Here is an 18,312-nt window from a genome sequence, read left to right as displayed (position 1 = left end):
GCTCGGCTTTCGAATGACATTTTCCCGATTGGCGGCGACCGCGCTGTTTTGCGCGGCCTTTGCAGGCAGCGCACAGGCGCAGGATATCACCCTGACCTCGCATGACGGCAAGGTCGAGATCACCGGAAATCTCCTTGGATATGATGGCGAATTCTACCGTGTCGACACGCAATTCGGAGAGCTGACTGTCGATGGCTCGGGCGTTACATGCGATGGTCTCGCCTGTCCGAACCTTATTGATTTCGTGGCCGAGGTCACATTCTCAGGATCATCGGTCATGGCCGAAACCATTCTGCCCGCGTTGGTCGTTGGCTTTGCGCGACAGGAAGGTCTGACCGCGACTCCGATCCACGAACCGCCGGCAGGATTCGTGTATGAGTTGCACCAGCCCGACCGAAAAGCCCCATTGGCGCGCCTGCGGTTTCGTGTCGGCAACACGGATCAGGGCTTTGCCGAACTGATTGCAAATGAGGCCGACATCGTCATGGCTTTGCGCGAGATCCGGCAGGAAGAGAGCGAGGCAGCGCATGCAGCCGGCCATGGCGATCTGAGGCAGGTGCGCCGGTCGCGCGTCGTCGCCCTGGACGCCATGGTACCGATTGTGGCTGCGGACAATCCTGTCCGGCAGATTTCGCTGGTCGATCTGGCACGCGTTCTGTCGGGTGAGATCAGCAACTGGTCTGAACTGGGTGGACCGGATGCGCCGATTACCCTGCATGTGCCGAATGCCGGGTCAGGGTTGGCACAGGGGATCGAGGCGCAGCTACTGGCGCAGGCGGATGTTCCCCTGGCCGAAGCCGCAACGCGACACGAACGATACGGGGCGCTGGTGCGCAATGTCGCTGACGATCCCTTCGGCATCGGTATCGCCAGCCGGGCCGATATTGGCGGCGGGCGAGCATTACCTCTGACCGGCGGATGCGGACACGCAATGGCAGCGACACGACAGTCGATCAAGACCGAGGATTACCCGCTGACATCACCGATGTTTCTGTATCTGCCTGCGCGCCGGTTGCCGAAGATTGCGCGCCAGTTTCTGGCCTATGCCCAGAGTTCTCCGGCGCAATCGGTTATTCGCCAGGCCGGATTCGTGGATCAGGCACCGGAAACCGAGGGCCTTGGCGTGCAGGGGAATCGTCTGGCCAACGCCATCGCGTCGGGCGGGTCCGAGGTTGGCCTTGACGAGTTGCAGCGCATGATCGAAACGCTGCGGCCCATGGCGCGCCTGTCCTTGTCTTTCCGGTTCGAACCTGGCTCATCAAGACCGGACGCGCAGTCGCGGTCGAATATCCTGCAACTGGCGCAGGCGCTGGAATCCGGTGCCTTCGACGCGCGCAAGTTGACCTTTGTTGGCTTTAGCGATGGTCATGGTGCAGCCGCCGCAAACCAGCGGATTTCCCAACTCCGCGCGAAAACGGTGCGAAATGCAGTTCTTGCGGCAATTGAAACCTCTGTTCCCGATACGGTCGAGATCGCTGTCGACGGGTTTGGTGAAGCCATGCCGATGGCCTGCGATGACACGGAATGGGGTCGGAAGGCCAATCGCAGGGTCGAAGTCTGGGTTCAATAGCCGTCAGAGATACCCCTGCGATCGGAAGCTGAGCTCGGTCGATTTCCCGATGATCAGGTGATCGTGCAACGTCAATCCCAATGCCGTGCAGGCATCCTGAATGCGGTTGGTCATATCGATATCCGATTGCGACGGCGTCGGATCACCTGATGGGTGGTTATGCACCAGAATCAGGGCAGACGCGTTCAGCTCAAGCGCGCGTTTTGCAACTTCGCGCGGGTAGACGGGAACGTGATCCACTGTGCCCTTGGCCTGTTCCTCATCCGCAATCAGCACGTTCTTACGGTCCAGGTAAAAGACCCGGAACTGCTCAATCTCTCGATGTGCCATCGTCGTGTGGCAATAATCCAGAAGGGCAACCCAGCCCGAGATCACATGCCGCTGCATCACCCGCGCGCGCGCCATCCGATGCGCGCAGGCCTCGAGAATCTTTAGGTCGGTGATCACAGTGTCTCCAACGCCCTTGATCTGCCGCAACCGTTCCTCGGGCGCAGTCAGAACACGGTTGAAATCGCCGAACGCATCCATCAATGCCCGCGCCAGCGGTTTCACATCCTGACGCGGGATCGAGCGGAACAGGACAAGCTCCAGCAATTCGTAATCCGGCATCGCCGCAGAACCGCCCGCCATGAACCGTTCGCGCAGCCGCCGCCGGTGGTCTTTGATGTAGGAGGGTAACCGACCCGACGGCAGCGGCTGCGCCGGAGCTTCGTCCGTGTCAAACAGCATGGGGGCTTCGGCAAAGGCATCCTGTGTCATGGCCATATCCTGACGCAGAATCGGTTTCTGAATGGTTAACGGTTTTCGCCCGCCATCCCCGCCGTCGCGCGCCGAACGATCATGTGCAGCAAGATGGAAAATACACCCAGCGTCAGCATCGCGGCAAACATCAGATCGGTCTTGGCGCGACCATTTGCCAGCAGCATCAGATAACCCAAACCCTGTGAGGACCCGACCCATTCGCCGATCACCGCCCCAATCGGCGCGTATACCGCCGCAAGCCGCATCCCCGAAGCCAGCGAAGGCAAGGCGGCGGGAATGCGGATGTGCCACAGAACCGTGCGGCGGCTGGCCTGCATCGTGCGTGCCAGATCCAGATAGCCCGGCGGCGTTCGCATCAGCCCGTCAAAGAAGGACGAGGTGATCGGGAAGTAGATTATCAGGACAGCCATCGCAACCTTGGACCACAGCCCGTAACCCAGCCAAAGCGTCAACAACGGCGCAAGAGCAAACACAGGAAGGGCTTGCGTGAACACCAGCATCGGTTGAACCAGCACTCGCGCGGCCCGCGAACTGGCCAGCTGCAGGGCTGTGATCACGCCCAGAACAGTACCGCAGGCCAGACCGATCACCACTTCGACCGCGGTGATCCATGTATGTTCGGCAACGACCCAGCGGTTCTGCCACCAGGTCTCGGCCACAACCCCCGGTCCCGGGAGGATGAATTTGGGCAGGCCGGTCAGGGTGACGACGCCCTGCCAGATGGCGAGCGCGAAGAGCGTCGCGGCAAGACCGGACAAGTGCCTCATTCCGCAGTCGCCCGCAGTAGTCGCAAAAGCGATCCCTGTGTTTCCAACGTTTCAAGGTCGTCAACCTTGCGCGGCGCAGGTGCGCGCGGAGACCGACAGGACGTCAGCCCGCCCGGTGTCATGACAACGATGGTCTGGCCCAGACGCGCGGCCTCGCCGGGATCATGCGTCACCAGCAAAACGGTGCGGCCCCGCAGGAGCTCGGCCGCCAGATCCTGCATGTCCGCGCGGGTACGTGCATCGAGGGCCGAGAATGGTTCGTCCAGCAAAACGATCGGGCGGTCTTCCATCAGAGTACGGGCCAGGGCCACGCGCTGTCGCTGACCACCTGAAAGCTCGGCCGGTTTCTTGTTCATGTGGTCGCGCAATCGCATCCGCCCGATCAGAAGATCGCGCCGTTCAAGATCAATCGGTTCGCCTCGCAGTCTCGCCCCCAGCGAAATATTCTGCGCCACAGTCGCCCATGGCAGCAGCAGATCGTCCTGCGCCATATAAGCGACGCGTTTCGCAATCGGTTGCCGGTCATTCGCGGCAATGGTTCCGGTGAATCGCGCACCGGTTTCCAACCCGGCGATCAATCGTAAAACAGTGGTTTTCCCGACGCCCGAACCACCCAGCAAGCATGTCCACTGCCCTGCGCCGATCGTCAGGGTCAACGGCGCGAACAATGGCGCGCATTCGATTTTGGCCTGGCCGCTGATCGTCAGTTCGGGCGCCGTGGTCAAGGTGTCAGACCCATTTGCCAGAAATTGACCTCGAGCTCTGTTGCAGTGCGAAAGGTCTGGCACAGGCGGTCCCAACGCGGCGCCGTCCGGAAATCCGCCCCAATCCGCCGCGATAGAGCCGAATCCAGCAAGCGCCCCACGGAACGACACGCGTCCTGATAGTCTTTGCTGGCATAGGCGTCGATCCAGTCGCGATAGGTCTCGGACGTAGATTCAGCAGACAGACGCTTTCCGATTTCTCCATATCCCATGACGCAGGGGACAAGGGCCGCCAGCAGGTTCAGCAAATCACCGCTATAGCCTGCTTCGAGCACATATCGCGTATAGGCCAGATTCTCAGCCCGTTCCGGGGTGGCGAACAATTGTTCCTGTGCGATACCCTCTGCCTCGCAAATACCGATATGCAGCTTCATCTCTTCGCTGATCAGCCCGTTCACCGTGCGCGAGGCAGCCAACATCTCTTCATGCGTTTCCGATTTCACCACAGCGAGCGCCCAGGCACGTGAAAAGTGGATCAGGAACACATAGTCTTGTCGCAGATAGTGCAGAAACGCCGCGCGCGGCAACGAGCCATCCTTCATACCTTCGACAAAAGCGTGGCGGGTATACTCCCGCCACGGGCCCTGCGCCGCATCGCGCATCAGCGCGAAGGCTTTGCCGTATTCACTCATTGCGCGGTCACGTCTAATGTAATGGCGCTGACCGGGTTGATGCTGTCGATCATGCCGCTGTCCTTGAGGAATTCTTCGAACCGCGCATATCGACCTGCATCAAACCCCGCCGGACGCAACGCAAAACGCGGCAAAGTGTCGACCCAGGCGCGCGCGTTCAGCTCATCCTGCAGTTCCGGAGAGGTGGCCGAGAAGATCTCCCAGCTTTTTTCCGGGTTGTTTACCATGAATTGGGTGGCTTTCTCGGTCGCGGCCAGAAATCTTGCGATCTTGTCCGTGTCCATTCTGTCGGAATTGGCGACATAGATCAGTTCGTCATAGGGCGGCACGCCTTCTTCCTCGACATAGAAACAACGACCCGCAACACCTTCAATATCCATCTGGTTCAGTTCGAAATTGCGAAATGCTCCGATCACGGCATCCACCTGACCGGTCATCAGCGACGGCGACAACGAGAAGTTGACGTTGATCATCTCGATATCGTCCAGCGCCACGTCATGCGTGTTCAGCATTGCGGTCAGGACGGCCTCTTCAACACCCGCAACCGAAAAGCCTACTTTTTTACTCTTGAGATCCGCCAATGTTTGGATCGGCCCATCTTCCAGCACCAGCAGGCAATTCAAAGGCGTGGCCACCAGCGTGCCCACACGTTTCAATGGCAAGCCTTCGTGGATTTGCAGGTGCAACTGCGGCTGGTAGGAAACCGCCAGATCAGCCTGTCCCGCAGCAACCAGGCGCGGTGGCGCGGACGGATCGGCGGGCGGGACGATTTCCACCTCCAACCCTGCATCCGCGAAGTACCCGTTTTCCTGCGCGATGATGATCGGACCATGATCGGGATTGACGAACCAGTCCAGAAGCACGGTCATCTTGTCGTCGGCCGAGGCCGGCACGGCGGCCAGCAAGGCAAGGGTTGTGATCAGTTTTCTCATTGCTCGCGTTTCCTTCTGTTCACGAGGTTGAAGCCGCAACGAGGACGATCTCGCCCGGCCAATCCGGTTGAATGCGTTCGGCCGCGCGCCACGCGCGCAGACCCGTGGCGCAGCACAGCACCAGTCTTTCGCCCTGATTAGGGTCCAGTTCTTTGAGGTGTTCCTGCGATACCCGTTTGGCATCCGGATGGGCCGGGATTGGCGCCTCGTCTGTGCCGCGCAACTCGATAATCTGGTCCGTTTCGGTCAGTTGGTTGGCAGACAGGAAGCGAAAACAACTGTCCGGTTCTGGTGCGTTGTCAAACCGGAATCCATTACTACGCAGGGTGAGGGCATCATATTGAATCAACTGGCCCAGTGGTGATGGCTCCACCTTAAGGATAAGGTTCAAAGCCATCTGTGCCTGCGTCGCGCCAATCACGGCCACGACGGGGCCAAGCACACCTGCGGAAGCGCAGCTGGTATTGTTGTCCGGCGCGTCCGGAAACAAGGCCCGCAACGAAGGGGCGCTGCCGCAGAAGCCGCCCGCATAACCCGATAACCCAAGAACCGACGCGCTGATCAGCGGTTTGTCCTGTTCCAGGCACGTGTCCGAGAGGATGTAACTGACGGCATAGCTGTCCGCGCAGTCAAGGATCACGTCCGACCATGTGACCAATGTGCGGGCATTTCCACTCGTTAGAGCCTGATTTCGGTCAACAACCTCGATCTCGCCATTCAGCGCACGGCAACGATCAGCGGCAACTTCGGCCTTGAAGCGACCACAATCCGCCTCGGTAAACAACGTCTGGCGGTGCAGGTTCGACGCATCGACAGTATCATTGTCCACAATCGTGATCCGACCAATACCGGCACCGGCTAGCAATGGCAGAACCGACGAGGCCAGCCCCCCTGCACCAACCACCAGGACGCAGGCGGAAGACAGTCGCGCCTGTCCCGCGACCCCCACCTCGGGCAGCAATAACTGACGAGCGTAACGGCTCATCGCGTTACCTCGATCCATTGCCGCACTCGGGCTTCTGGCTCCGGGCTTAGCGTGATGTCGGTCACGACCGATACGATGTCCGCCCCGGCGGCAAGCACATCCGCAACGCGTTCAACACTCATACCGCCGATTCCGACCAGTGGGATATCGCCGATACGCGCCTTCCACTCCGTCACGCGTGGCAAGCCTTGTTCGTGCCATTTCATCTTTTTCAGGATCGTCGGATAGACCGGTCCCAAGGCGACATAATCCGGATCCAAGGAAAGCGCGCGCTCAAGCTCTTCGTTGTCGTGAGTGGAAACGCCCATATTTAGACCCGCTTTTCGAATGGCTTTCAGGTCGGCGTCGTCCAGATCCTCCTGCCCCAGGTGGATCCAGTCGCACCCCAGATCAATGGCTAGTTGCCAGTGGTCGTTCACCACCAGAACGGCGCCGTGCCAGCGACACAGATCGCGTGAAATGGCGATTTGTTCGCGTACCAAGTCCTCGGGCTGGTCCTTTACACGCAACTGCACAAGTTTGATGCCCAGGGGCAACATCCGCCGCAGCCAGTCGGCGTGATCGAAGATCGGATAAAACCGGTCAAGGATCATGACAGGAACGCCTTCCCGATGACCGGAGTGGATGCCACAGCCATATCGCGCTGTTGGATCGGGTCGGCGCGATAGGCCAGTTTCCCGGCTTCAATAGCCTTGACCATCGCCTGAGCCATAACCACCGGATCACCGGCCCGTGCGACCGCTGTGTTCAGAAGAACTGCGTCAAATCCCAGCTCCATCGCGTGGGCAGCGTGACTCGGCAGACCGATCCCCGCGTCGATGACCAGAGGTGTATCGGGGAATTCCGCCCTCATCGCGCGCAGTGCATATTCGTTGCTCAGACCGCGCCCCGACCCGATTGGCGCGCCCCAGGGCATCAGAACCTCGCATCCGGCCTCAAGCAGGCGTTCGCCAACGATCAGGTCATCGGTTGTGTAGGGAAACACCTGAAACCCATCCTCGGTCAGGATGTGTGCGGCCTCGACCAGTTGAAACACGTCCGGTTGCAGGCTGTCGGAGTGGCCGATCAGTTCGAGTTTTATCCACGGCGTTTCAAAAACCTCACGCGCCATTTGGGCTGTGGTGACAGCTTCCTTCACCGTGTGGCACCCGGCCGTGTTTGGCAGAATGCGGACACCCAAGTCGCGGATCATGCGCCAGAAAGTCTGGCCTCCGCCTGATTCCCGGCGCAGGGACACGGTCGCAACAGCGGCCCCGCTTTCGCGAAACGCGCGCTCAAGGATGGCCGGGCTCGGGTATTGCGCGGTGCCCAGCATCAACGGGTTGGGCAGTTCGACACCATAAAAGGGTTTCATCCTCACCCCCCCTGCATCGGCGCGACAATCTCGACCCGATCCCCTTCGGCAAGCTTTTGAGCGATGCGCAGACTGGACGGCACGAATTCCTTGTTCACAGCTGTCGCCACGCGGCCAGAGAACCCGCATTCCGTAAGCAGATCCGAAAGAGTCCCGGCCTGAACATCCCTGGGTTCTCCGTTAAGCACGATCTTCATCGACAAACTCCGAATAATTGTTTTCCAGTGCCAGATCGGCCACACCCTGAGCCAACGCCGGGGCAAGCAGGTAGCCATGGCGATAAAGCCCGTTTGCGTAGATTGTTCGCCCCAACCGCCGGATGCGCGGCAGGTTATCGGGGAATGCAGGGCGCAGATCGACGCCGATTTCCAGCACTTCGGCCTCTCCGAAAGCGGGATTGAGCGCATAGGCCGCGCTGAGTAGCTCCAGCATGGAGCGGGCTGTGATACGGCTGCTGTCCTCGGCTTCGACCATCGTCGCGCCCAGCATGAAGACGCCGTCCGCGCGCGGTACGACATAAAGAGGTATGCGCGGATGCAGCAGTCGCACCGGCCTGTTCAAGGTCACATCCTTGCAACGGATCACCAGCATCTCGCCCTTTACGCCGCGCAGATCGTGCAGCGTGTCCCGCGCGTGCAGACCGCGGCAATCAATTGCGTTCTCCAACCGAGCCGGGGCAGGTTTACGGTGAAAACTAACACCCAGAGTCTCGAGCCGTCGATAGACATCCAAAAGGGCCCGCCGGGGATTCAGGTGCGCTTCACCATCGAAAAACAGACCTTTGTTGAATCCATGTAAATCAGGCTCTAACAGGGCAAGTTTTTCTCGATCGATCTCGGAGTACCCTTCCGTACGGCGTGCAAATCGACGCAAATCGGGCAGGTCACGGGCATTGGCCACAACCAACGTGCCGCGCCGCTGAACCTGCGTGCGCGCGGCCCACCAGCCGATTGCAGCCTGACCCAGCCGCAGAACGGGTTCCTCGGCGGTCTCGTTTTCGCACCACGGCGCCAACATCCCTCCGGCCCACCAGGAACAGCCGTGCGCCGCCGGAGGTCCTGCGGGGTCAAACACCTGAACCTTGGCGCCGCGCGAGACCAGCTCGGATGCGACCGCAAGACCGGCGACACCGGACCCTATAACCGACCAGACCGTCACGCGGACCATACCTGATGAAAGTGGTGAACCGGCCCCTGACCCTGACCCACCTGCAACTCGTCCGCACGCACAATGGCCGTCTGCAAATAGGCATGAGCATCCGCAACTGCATCGGTCACGCAGTGCCCCTTAGCGAGACCTGCGGCAATGGAGGACGACAAAGTGCAGCCCGTGCCGTGCGTGTTTTTGGTGACGTGACGCGGCGCCCGGTATTCCGTCACCGAGCCCGACTGGTCGACGAGAAGATCGTGGCAAACATCACCCGCCCCGTGCCCGCCTTTCATAAGAACGGACCGAGGCCCCATCCCGCACAGCGCCTTACCTTGATCGATCATCTCGGCGACGGACTCAGCTGGGTGACTGTCCAGCAAGCGGGCGGCCTCTGGCAGGTTGGGCGTCAGAACCGTGGCCATCGACAGCAGCACGTCCCGAAGCGTTGAAACAGCGGCGTCCGCCAGCAGTGCATCGCCGGATTTGGCAACCATTACGGGGTCGATCACGACCGGTCCCGGGAAACTGGCCAAAGACGCTGCCACAGTTTGGATGATTTCGGGTGTGGCAAGCATCCCGATCTTGACCGTGCGCACGTCCAAATCGCTCAGTACGGCCGCGATCTGATCTGCGACCATATCCAGCGGTATGCTGTGCACAGCGGTCACTGCCTGCGTGTTCTGAGCCGTTACGGCGGTGATGACGCTAGCGCCGTAAACGCCCAGTGCAGACATCGCCTTGAGATCGGCCTGTATGCCGGCCCCTCCGCCGCTGTCCGATCCTGCAATTGTCAGCGCGATTGGCACCATGTCGTTGCTCCAACATCTTTTGGGCAACGGGCATGGAAAACGTCGGTATGCCGTCAGCATACTGTAAGACCGTTCCCTACGCCGGTATTGCCCGGATCAGGTTCGATGGGTTAGCGCATTCGCGCCTCTCAGCCCCCAGGCGGGGCACCCCAACGGTTCACGTGCAAAATTTCAGGGGTCTCATCCGGATTCAAGGGCCAATTTGGCGCAGCCGACAAAAAACTGGACTTATGAAATGAAAAGAGCCGGTCCACGGGACCGGCTCTTTGTTGTGCAATTGAGTGCTGGGTCAGCCTTTCATACCGTCCCAAAAAGACTTGACGGACGAGAAAAAGCTTTTGGATTCCGGATGGTTATCTTCGCCCAGATCGTCAAACTCGCGAAGCAACTCTTTCTGACGGCTCGTCAGATTGACCGGAGTTTCCACCGCCAATTCGATGAACATGTCCCCGACACCACCACCGCGCAGGGCAGGCATGCCCTTTCCGCGCAGCCGCATTTGGCGCCCGGACTGGCTGCCTGCCGGGATTTGAACACGGCCTCGGCCGCCATCAATGGTCGGCACCTCGATCGACCCGCCCAGCGCGGCCTTGGCCATGCTGACCGGCACGCGGCAATAGAGGTTTACACTGTCACGTTCGAACAGCTTGTGCTCGGACACCTCGACAAAGATGTACAGATCACCCGGAGGGCCACCGCGCATCCCGGCCTCGCCCTCGCCCGCAAGGCGAATGCGGGTACCGGTTTCGACACCGGCGGGAATGTTCACGGACAGCGCACGCTCTTTCTCGACACGGCCTGCACCCTTGCAGGATTTGCACGGATTCTTGATGATCTGCCCCAGGCCCGAACAGGTTGGGCAGGTGCGTTCCACGGTGAAAAAGCCCTGTTGCGCCCGGACCTTACCCATGCCCGAACAGGTTGGACAAGCCGTGGGTTCCACGCCGCCTTCAGCCCCGGTTCCTTCGCACGAGGAACAGGCCACAGCCGTAGGAACATTTATGGTCTTTTGAAGGCCGGCATATGCCTCTTCCAGTGTCACCCGCAGGTTATAGCGCAGGTCGGACCCACGCGCGGCCCGGCGTCCGCCACCGCCGCGCTGACCGCCCATGAAGTCGCCGAACAGGTCGTCAAACACATCCGAAAACGCGCTGGAGAAGTCACCGTGACCGAATCCGCCGCCCGGCCGTCCTCCACTTCCGCCCATGCCGTTCTCGAACGCGGCATGGCCGAAGCGGTCATAGGCAGCCTTCTTGTCCGCGTCGCGCAGCACGTCATAGGCTTCGTTCGCTTCCTTGAACTGAGCCTCTGCATCCGGGTTGTCCTTGTTGCGGTCCGGATGCAATTCCTTGGCCTTCCTGCGAAAGCCCTTTTTTATTTCATCCGACGAAGCGCCCTTGGACACGCCGAGCACTTCGTAATAGTCGCGCTTTGACATTTGTTATTCCTTCGTGCCGCCGGGTGCGTTGCTTTCACTGAGCCTGTACACGCCATTGGTGTTGTTTGCAAAGCTGGCCACGTAACCCGCCTTATTCAAGACCTGGGCAAGCCCATCATCCGAGTGCTTGATTTCAACCAGCAGCAGATCTGGCCAGATCCCGCCCGGTGCGTCTTCGAAAAAGGCCTGTAAAACGCGGGTTTCCTGACCCTCAATATCCATCTTCATTGCATCGACTCTGGTCAAACCCGCGTCGTGCATTGCGTCCAGCAATGGGACAGCATTCACGCTCAGGTCCCCGGCATCGGTAACTTTGGCATGTCCTCTGTCCCCCAGGTTCGAGGACTCGAACCAAACCTCACCCGGTTTGTCAGACAAGGCCTGATCGCAATGGGTCACCTCGGTGGCAGCGTTTGCAGCCAGATTGGTCGCAAGCCTTGCCTTGTTGACCGGGTCCGGTTCCACGGCCAAAGCTCTGAGATTGCGCCCCAACCCTTGCACGACCGATCTGACCCATAGCGTATAAAGACCGACATTCGCTCCGGCATCGACAAAGACATAGTCGCCCGAGCTTTGCGATACATGATCAGCCAGCAGTCGTCGTTCATCGGGATCGAAGAACTGAGTGCCCGTGATAACGCGCCTCTCTGCCCAGTTGTCCGAAGGGTACAGGCGGCATTTCTGCCCTCCGAACACTTCGACGTCGTAAGGCTCGTTCCGACTCGCCATTATGAGCCTGCGAATCCCGGACGACATCCATTGACGCGGCATGACTTCTGACCACCGGCGCAATGTTTCCATCCGATGTGAAAGAGCGTAAGTGCCAAAGGGAGGTTCAAGGACCGCGGACTGCATGGTGAATGCTGTCCCGGCGGGACCTGTCTGGACCCGCCGGAAACCGTGTTCGCGTTAGGCGCGCTTGTCGTCGTCGAGGTCTTCGAACTCGGCGTCGACAATGTCGTCATCACCAGGTGCTGCATCCGCCGCTGCCGGCTCATCTTCGGCCTCTTCGGCTTGCGCCTTATAGATGGCCTCGCCCAGCTTCATCGCGGCTTCGGTGACGTTCTGGATGCCCGACTTGATCTTGTCGGCATTCTCGGTTTCCAGCTCGTCCTTCAGCGCGGCAATCGCCAGCTCGATAGCTTCGATGGTGGTCGGGTCGACCTTGTCGGCATGCTCTTCCATCGACTTTTCGGTCGAATGGATGAGGCTTTCCGCCTGGTTCTTGGCTTCGACCAGCTCTTTGCGCTGCTTGTCGGCCTCGGCGTTTTCCTCGGCGTCCTTGACCATCTTTTCGATGTCTTCGTCCGACAAACCGCCCGATGCCTGGATGGTGATCTTCTGCTCTTTGCCGGTGCCTTTGTCTTTGGCCGAAACCGAGACAATGCCATTGGCGTCGATGTCGAAGGTCACCTCGATCTGAGGCATACCGCGCGGTGCCGGCGGAATGTCCTCGAGGTTGAACTGACCCAGGATCTTGTTGTCCGAGGCCATTTCACGCTCACCCTGGAACACGCGGATGGTCACGGCGTTCTGGTTGTCCTCGGCGGTCGAGAAGACCTGAGACTTCTTGGTCGGGATCGTGGTGTTGCGGTCGATCAGACGGGTGAACACGCCACCCAGTGTCTCGATGCCCAACGACAGCGGGGTCACGTCCAGCAGAACCACGTCCTTGACGTCGCCCTGCAGAACACCGGCCTGAATCGCGGCGCCCATGGCAACCACTTCGTCCGGGTTCACGCCTTTGTGCGGCTCTTTGCCGAAGAACTTGGTGACCTCTTCGATCACTTTCGGCATCCGGGTCATACCACCGACTAGAACAACCTCATCCACGTCCGAAGGCGACAGACCAGCGTCTTTCAAAGCGGCCTGGCACGGCTTCATCGATTTCTTGATCAGGTCACCAACCAGCGATTCCAGCTTGGCACGGGTCAACTTCATGACCATGTGCAGCGGCTGACCGTTGGCACCCATCGAGATGAACGGCTGGTTGATTTCGGTCTGCGAGGTCGAGGACAGCTCGATCTTGGCTTTCTCAGCGGCTTCTTTCAGACGCTGCAGGGCCATCTTGTCCTGGGACAGGTCGACACCGTGTTCCTTTTTGAACTCTTCCGCCAGGTAGTTGACGATGCGCATGTCAAAGTCTTCACCACCCAGGAAGGTGTCACCATTGGTCGACTTAACCTCGAATAGGCCGTCGTCGATTTCCAGAATGGTCACGTCGAAGGTACCACCACCAAGGTCATAAACCGCGATGGTTTGGGTGTCTTCCTTGTCCAGACCATATGCCAGCGCAGCAGCTGTCGGTTCGTTGATGATCCGCAGCACTTCCAAACCGGCGATTTTACCGGCGTCTTTAGTGGCCTGACGCTGAGCGTCGTTGAAGTATGCCGGAACGGTGATGACCGCCTGCGTGACTTCCTCACCCAGATAGCTCTCGGCGGTTTCCTTCATCTTGCCCAGAGTGAAGGCCGAGATCTGGCTTGGGGAGTATTTTTCACCGCGGGCTTCGACCCACGCGTCGCCATTTCCGCCATCGACAATGGCATACGGCACCATTTTCTTGTCTTTTTCGACTTCTGCATCATCCACGCGACGACCGATCAGGCGCTTGACGCCAAAGATGGTGTTGTCGGGGTTGGTGACCGCCTGACGTTTTGCAGGCTGACCGACCAGTCGCTCATCTTCGGTGAAGGCGACGATCGAGGGCGTTGTCCGCGCCCCTTCGGCGTTTTCGATGACCTTCGGCTGCGAGCCGTCCATGATGGCCACACACGAGTTGGTGGTTCCGAGGTCAATCCCGATTACTTTTCCCATTTTTGCAATCCCTTTCTCTTCAAGGCGATGTCCCGAGGCCGGGACCCGTTATGGCATCCATGCCCCGATCTGATGTGCGCGACGGCACTACACCATCGCGCGTCCCGGCGTATATAAGGGCGGGACCAGAAGCCTGCAAGCGTTCAGAAACGCAGGTTTTCGGGAATCTGAAGCCTTTTTTGCAAGGATTTGGCAAGGAATGGGGAATCCGGAATGGCGCGGCTGATTTTGCGGGGGTTCGACATCAGGAAAGGATACCTGAACGTTGCCGCTCAGACGGCGCTGATCGAAGAGCTGCGCCCGATTCTGAGGGCCGCACCTTTGTTCCGGCCTACAACGTCGACTGGCAAGACGATGTCCGTCCGCATGACATCGGCCGGAGAACTGGGCTGGGTGTCGGACAGCGCGGGCTACAGGTATCAGACCAATCATCCCAAGGGCATGACGTGGCCAGAAATTCCCCGCGTTATCCTGAACATCTGGCAGGACGTGACCGAAGCGAACCGGCTGCCGGATTGTTGCCTGATCAATTATTACGGTGAAGGAGCCCGGATGGGGATGCATCAGGACAAGGATGAAGAGGATTTTTCCTGGCCCGTTGTCTCGGTTTCGCTGGGCGACGATGCGCTGTTCCGCATCGGAAACACAACTCGGGGCGGAAAGACCGAGTCAGTCTGGCTGAACTCGGGGGATGTGGTGATCATGGGCGGCCCCGCGCGGCTGACGTATCACGGGGTGGATCGCATCCGATTCGGATCATCCCGGCTGTTGCCCAAGGGGGGTCGGATCAACCTCACCCTGCGCGTGGCGACCTAACGGCGCGCGTCCCAGCTTTGCGAGACCTGTTTGCGCGTATAGAACTCGGCCAGCAATCCGATCATCAGCAACACAATCCCGACCCAAAGCGCGTATTCCCAGTTCGAATTGCGGGGAAAGTAGTTCCGAAAGACAAAACCGCGGCACTGATCAATCAGGTGAAACAAAGGATTCCAAGCGAACATGCCCAGCATGAAGCCGCCCAGCGCGTTGCCGACAAACATCTTGCCCGAAAACACCATGTTCATGCGGCGGTATATGTTTGTGAGGATGGTTACTGCTTTGGGAAACCAGGGCTTCAGCGCCAGAAAAATCACTCCGACCGCGCAACCTGTGAACCAGGCCAACACCAGCATCGCAAAGGCCCCCCCGGGTTCCTGAATTTCAAGCGGGGCGACAGCGACGCTGTAGATGAACAGGATCACCAGGATCGAGACAAGTTGCGTGTACAGAGTTCCAAATGCCGCGGCCAGCAACGTAACCGCCATATTCATCGGTGAATGCAACATCATCGGGTTGTTTCCGCTGCCGACCCCGGACATGGCGCTGACCGATTTGACGTGGGTCATGTAGAGGAAAACACCCGAAAGGATGAAAAGTATGAACTCGCCCCTGATCTTGGCGATCCGTGCGCCCATGAAAGACATGATCAGGTAAAAGACCGAGGCCACAAGAACGATCTGAACGATGTTCAGCAATATCGCCAGAACCGCATTCGAATGCTGTGCGCGAATGCTGCGCACCACCGCATGGAATACCAGCTCTGCCGTGGTAAATGCGCCGCCCAACAGCGTCTGATTGCGCTTGTAGTGAAACACTCGACCGCTCTTTCCTGCTTTGTGACCTTCAAACTGGCACGAAATTCTTGCTGTTCCGTATCCATCACAGCATAAGTCCGTCAGGATTTCGGATCAACAAACCATGAAAACGGAGCATTTTGTGACCTACGACGCCCTTATCCCTGTCATCCGCCGCCTCGCCCTGGAGGCCGGGGACAAGATCATGCAGATCTATGAGGCAGACGATTTCGACGTAAAGGTCAAATCCGATTCAAGCCCGGTGACCGAAGCGGACGAAGCGGCAGATGCCCTGATCTCGGCCGGGTTGCGTGCAGCCTTCCCTGACATTCTTCTGGTGACCGAAGAACAGGCAGCATCGCATTCCGAAAAAGGCGACACGTTTTTGATCGTGGACCCTTTGGACGGCACGAAAGAATTCATCAACCGGCGCGGTGATTTCACAGTGAATATTGCATTGGTCGAAAACGGCGTTCCGACCCGAGGTGTGGTTTACGCCCCCGCCCGCGGGCGCATGTTCTATACGCAACCCGATGGCAAATCGGTGGAAGAAACTGGCACATTGGATAAAGACACGCCCGGTGTTCTGACGCCGATATCAGTCTCTAACCCGGACAATTCCGCACTTATGATCGTTGCGTCCAAGTCCCATCGGGACCAGGCGACCGAGGATTATATTAACAAATACAGCATTCGCGACAGCAAGAGCGCAGGCTCGTCGCTCAAGTTCTGCCTTGTCGCCACGGGAGAGGCTGACCTCTACCCCCGCGTCGGCCGCACGATGGAGTGGGACACGGCCGCGGGCCATGCCGTTCTGGCCGGCGCAGGCGGCCATGTGGTGCGGTTCGACGATCACAGCCCGCTGACATATGGCAAAGACGGTTACGCCAACCCGTTCTTCATCGCCTATGCTCCCGGTGTTGGATTGAAGGAGGCCTGATGTCTGTTCTGATCGCCATTCCTGCCCGATACGCCTCGACCCGCTATCCCGGCAAACCGCTGGTGCCGCTGACCGGTGCCAGGGGAACCTCGATGACCCTGATCGAACGCAGTTGGCGCGCCGCAATGTCAGTCGCCGGTGTTGATCGGGTCGTTGTGGCCACAGACGACGACCGAATCCGCGACGTGTGCGAAGAATTCGGGGCCGAGGTCGTCATGACCTCGGAAACCTGTGCGAACGGTACAGAGCGCTGCGCCGAGGCGCACGCAGCCCTTGGCGGCGCTTACGACATCGTGGTGAACCTGCAGGGCGATGCTCCTTTGACGCCGCATTGGTTTGTCGAGGACCTTATCAAAGGCCTGCACAAGGCACCGGGGGCCGAGATCGCCACACCCGTCTTGCGCTGTGACGGGTATGCGCTGAACGGGCTTTTGAACGATCGGCGCCACGGTCGTGTTGGTGGAACAACTGCGGTATTCGGGGCGGACAACAGCGCGCTTTATTTCTCGAAAGAAGTGATTCCATTCACGTCCGAAACTTATTCCAGCGCCGATCAAACGCCTGTTTTTCATCATGTCGGCGTCTATGCCTACCGTCCCGACGCCCTTGCCGCCTATCCTGGCTGGCCAACTGGGCCATTGGAGACGCTCGAAGGCTTGGAGCAATTGCGCTTCATGGAAAACGGTCGCAAGGTTCTTTGCGTCGAGGTTGAGGCCAAGGGACGCCAGTTCTGGGAGCTCAACAACCCGCAGGACGTGGCAAAGATCGAAGAGATGATGACCGCGATGGGGTTGGAATGACGAACATACTTGTTACGGGCGGGGCCGGTTATATCGGATCGCACGCCTGCAAGGCCTTGGCGCGCGCAGGCTATGTACCGATCACTTTCGACAACCTGAACACAGGTTGGCAGGACGCGGTGAAATTCGGCCCGTTCGAACGGGGCGACCTTCTGGACCGGGAACGCCTGAATGAGGTTTTTGCCAAGTACCAACCGGCCGCCGTGATGCATTTCGCCGCGCTCAGCCAAGTGGGCGAGGCCATGGCCGAGCCGGGCAGATACTGGTCGAACAATGTTTCAGGTTCCTTGAACCTGATCGAAGCGACCGTGGCATCCGGGTGCCGGAACTTCGTGTTCTCATCCACATGCGCCACCTATGGCGATCAGGACAACGTGGTTCTGAACGAAGAGTCCCTGCAACTGCCGCTGAACGCCTATGGTGCCTCGAAACGCGCGATCGAGGACATCCTGCGCGACTTTGAGGCGGCGCACGATCTCAATCACGTGATTTTCCGCTACTTCAACGTCGCAGGTGCCGATCCCGAAGGAGAAATCGGTGAGTTTCATCGCCCCGAAACGCATCTTGTTCCGCTGATGCTGGATGCGATAGACGGCAAGCGCGACGGCTTGACGGTATTCGGAACCGATTACGACACGCCGGACGGAACCTGCATTCGCGACTACGTGCATGTCTGCGATCTGGTGGACGCGCATGTTCTGGGCCTCGAATGGTTGAAAAGCGGAAAGGAAAGCCGGGTCTTCAATCTGGGCACAGGTTCTGGGTTTTCGGTGATGGAAGTAATCGAACATTCCAAATCCGTGACAAACCGCCCCGTCCCTTACACCATAGGTCCGCGCCGCGCGGGTGACTGCACCAAATTGGTATCGGGGTCGGACCGCGCCGAATCCGAACTGGGTTGGAAGGCGAAACGGTCAACGTTAGAGACGATGATCGCCGATGCCTGGCGCTGGCATCAAAACGGCCACTACGAGAAATGA

At 59.2% G+C, this 18,312-nt stretch carries 20 protein-coding genes and 1 riboswitch; of the genes, 5 read left to right on the top strand and 15 right to left on the bottom strand.

Annotated features, from left to right (window positions below):
• Nucleotides 1-13 precede the first annotated feature (13 nt).
• A complete protein-coding gene (locus AC2TDJ_RS01990; RefSeq protein ID WP_480838719.1) occupies nt 14-1,570 on the top strand; it encodes a substrate-binding domain-containing protein in 1,557 nt (518 codons plus the stop codon).
• Nucleotides 1,571-1,573: 3 nt separating this feature from the next.
• Here AC2TDJ_RS01990 and radC read toward each other — a convergent pair whose 3' ends face one another.
• From radC to dnaK, 14 genes are all read right to left on the bottom strand, one after another.
• Entirely contained in the window at nt 1,574-2,329 is a 756-nt protein-coding gene (gene radC / locus AC2TDJ_RS01985; RefSeq protein WP_480838717.1) for a RadC family protein, read from the bottom strand.
• Nucleotides 2,330-2,364: 35 nt separating this feature from the next.
• Nucleotides 2,365-3,099 carry an ABC transporter permease gene (locus AC2TDJ_RS01980; protein ID WP_480838715.1) on the bottom strand — a complete coding sequence of 245 codons (735 nt, stop codon included), beginning with the start codon at nt 3,097-3,099 and terminating at the stop codon, nt 2,365-2,367.
• On the bottom strand, nt 3,096-3,824 hold the full coding sequence (locus AC2TDJ_RS01975; protein ID WP_480838713.1) for an ABC transporter ATP-binding protein: 729 nt from the start codon (nt 3,822-3,824) through the stop codon (nt 3,096-3,098). Before AC2TDJ_RS01975 ends, AC2TDJ_RS01980 begins: the two co-directional genes overlap by 4 nt.
• Nucleotides 3,821-4,495: a thiaminase II gene (gene tenA / locus AC2TDJ_RS01970; protein ID WP_480838711.1), complete on the bottom strand. Its 675-nt coding sequence runs from the start codon at nt 4,493-4,495 to the stop codon at nt 3,821-3,823. Before tenA ends, AC2TDJ_RS01975 begins: the two co-directional genes overlap by 4 nt.
• Nucleotides 4,492-5,427, bottom strand: coding sequence for an ABC transporter substrate-binding protein (locus tag AC2TDJ_RS01965; RefSeq protein ID WP_480838709.1), 936 nt, complete (start codon nt 5,425-5,427; stop codon nt 4,492-4,494). The genes tenA and AC2TDJ_RS01965 overlap by 4 nt, the downstream gene beginning before the upstream one ends.
• Before the next feature lie 19 nt (nt 5,428-5,446).
• The gene (locus tag AC2TDJ_RS01960) at nt 5,447-6,412 is read right to left on the bottom strand and encodes a ThiF family adenylyltransferase (protein ID WP_480838707.1); all 966 of its coding nucleotides are present in this window, start codon (nt 6,410-6,412) and stop codon (nt 5,447-5,449) included.
• A complete protein-coding gene (locus AC2TDJ_RS01955; protein ID WP_480838705.1) occupies nt 6,409-7,005 on the bottom strand; it encodes a thiamine phosphate synthase in 597 nt (198 codons plus the stop codon). The genes AC2TDJ_RS01960 and AC2TDJ_RS01955 overlap by 4 nt, the downstream gene beginning before the upstream one ends.
• A complete protein-coding gene (locus AC2TDJ_RS01950) occupies nt 7,002-7,766 on the bottom strand; it encodes a thiazole synthase (protein ID WP_480838703.1) in 765 nt (254 codons plus the stop codon). Before AC2TDJ_RS01950 ends, AC2TDJ_RS01955 begins: the two co-directional genes overlap by 4 nt.
• Before the next feature lie 2 nt (nt 7,767-7,768).
• Nucleotides 7,769-7,963: a sulfur carrier protein ThiS gene (gene thiS, locus AC2TDJ_RS01945; protein ID WP_480838701.1), complete on the bottom strand. Its 195-nt coding sequence runs from the start codon at nt 7,961-7,963 to the stop codon at nt 7,769-7,771.
• Nucleotides 7,947-8,924, bottom strand: a complete 978-nt coding sequence (locus tag AC2TDJ_RS01940; RefSeq protein ID WP_480840193.1) for an FAD-dependent oxidoreductase — start codon at nt 8,922-8,924, stop codon at nt 7,947-7,949. The genes thiS and AC2TDJ_RS01940 overlap by 17 nt, the downstream gene beginning before the upstream one ends.
• Complete coding sequence (gene thiD, locus AC2TDJ_RS01935) at nt 8,921-9,724, bottom strand: bifunctional hydroxymethylpyrimidine kinase/phosphomethylpyrimidine kinase (RefSeq protein WP_480838699.1); 804 nt, start codon at nt 9,722-9,724, stop codon at nt 8,921-8,923. Before thiD ends, AC2TDJ_RS01940 begins: the two co-directional genes overlap by 4 nt.
• A 56-nt stretch (nt 9,725-9,780) precedes the next feature.
• Nucleotides 9,781-9,886: riboswitch (TPP riboswitch) on the bottom strand.
• A gap of 127 nt (nt 9,887-10,013) precedes the next feature.
• Nucleotides 10,014-11,162, bottom strand: coding sequence for a molecular chaperone DnaJ (gene dnaJ, locus AC2TDJ_RS01930; RefSeq protein WP_480838697.1), 1,149 nt, complete (start codon nt 11,160-11,162; stop codon nt 10,014-10,016).
• A gap of 3 nt (nt 11,163-11,165) precedes the next feature.
• Nucleotides 11,166-11,891, bottom strand: a complete 726-nt coding sequence (locus AC2TDJ_RS01925; RefSeq protein WP_480838695.1) for an FkbM family methyltransferase — start codon at nt 11,889-11,891, stop codon at nt 11,166-11,168.
• A gap of 180 nt (nt 11,892-12,071) precedes the next feature.
• Complete coding sequence (gene dnaK / locus AC2TDJ_RS01920; RefSeq protein WP_480838694.1) at nt 12,072-13,979, bottom strand: molecular chaperone DnaK; 1,908 nt, start codon at nt 13,977-13,979, stop codon at nt 12,072-12,074.
• A 213-nt stretch (nt 13,980-14,192) separates the two neighbouring features.
• Here dnaK and AC2TDJ_RS01915 point away from each other — a divergent pair, with 213 nt between their 5' ends.
• A complete protein-coding gene (locus AC2TDJ_RS01915; protein ID WP_480838692.1) occupies nt 14,193-14,795 on the top strand; it encodes an alpha-ketoglutarate-dependent dioxygenase AlkB family protein in 603 nt (200 codons plus the stop codon).
• On the opposite strand, the gene AC2TDJ_RS01910 is transcribed toward AC2TDJ_RS01915, so the two are convergent.
• Nucleotides 14,792-15,613, bottom strand: a complete 822-nt coding sequence (locus AC2TDJ_RS01910; protein ID WP_480838690.1) for an ABC transporter permease — start codon at nt 15,611-15,613, stop codon at nt 14,792-14,794. The two genes, AC2TDJ_RS01915 and AC2TDJ_RS01910, sit on opposite strands and share 4 nt — an antisense overlap.
• A 121-nt stretch (nt 15,614-15,734) precedes the next feature.
• Here AC2TDJ_RS01910 and cysQ point away from each other — a divergent pair, with 121 nt between their 5' ends.
• Genes cysQ through galE form a run of 3 tightly spaced genes read left to right on the top strand, consistent with a single transcriptional unit; the run spans nt 15,735 to nt 18,312 of the window.
• Entirely contained in the window at nt 15,735-16,532 is a 798-nt protein-coding gene (cysQ, locus tag AC2TDJ_RS01905) for a 3'(2'),5'-bisphosphate nucleotidase CysQ (RefSeq protein WP_480840191.1), read from the top strand.
• Nucleotides 16,532-17,332, top strand: coding sequence for a 3-deoxy-manno-octulosonate cytidylyltransferase (locus AC2TDJ_RS01900; RefSeq protein WP_480838688.1), 801 nt, complete (start codon nt 16,532-16,534; stop codon nt 17,330-17,332). The genes cysQ and AC2TDJ_RS01900 overlap by 1 nt, the downstream gene beginning before the upstream one ends.
• Nucleotides 17,329-18,312 (top strand): UDP-glucose 4-epimerase GalE, encoded by a 984-nt coding sequence (galE, locus tag AC2TDJ_RS01895; protein ID WP_480838686.1) that lies wholly within the window; start codon nt 17,329-17,331, stop codon nt 18,310-18,312. The genes AC2TDJ_RS01900 and galE overlap by 4 nt, the downstream gene beginning before the upstream one ends.

It is taken from the genome of Ruegeria sp. HKCCD6647-2 (assembly GCF_057221075.1).
This window is presented reverse-complemented; position numbering and strand designations above follow the sequence as displayed.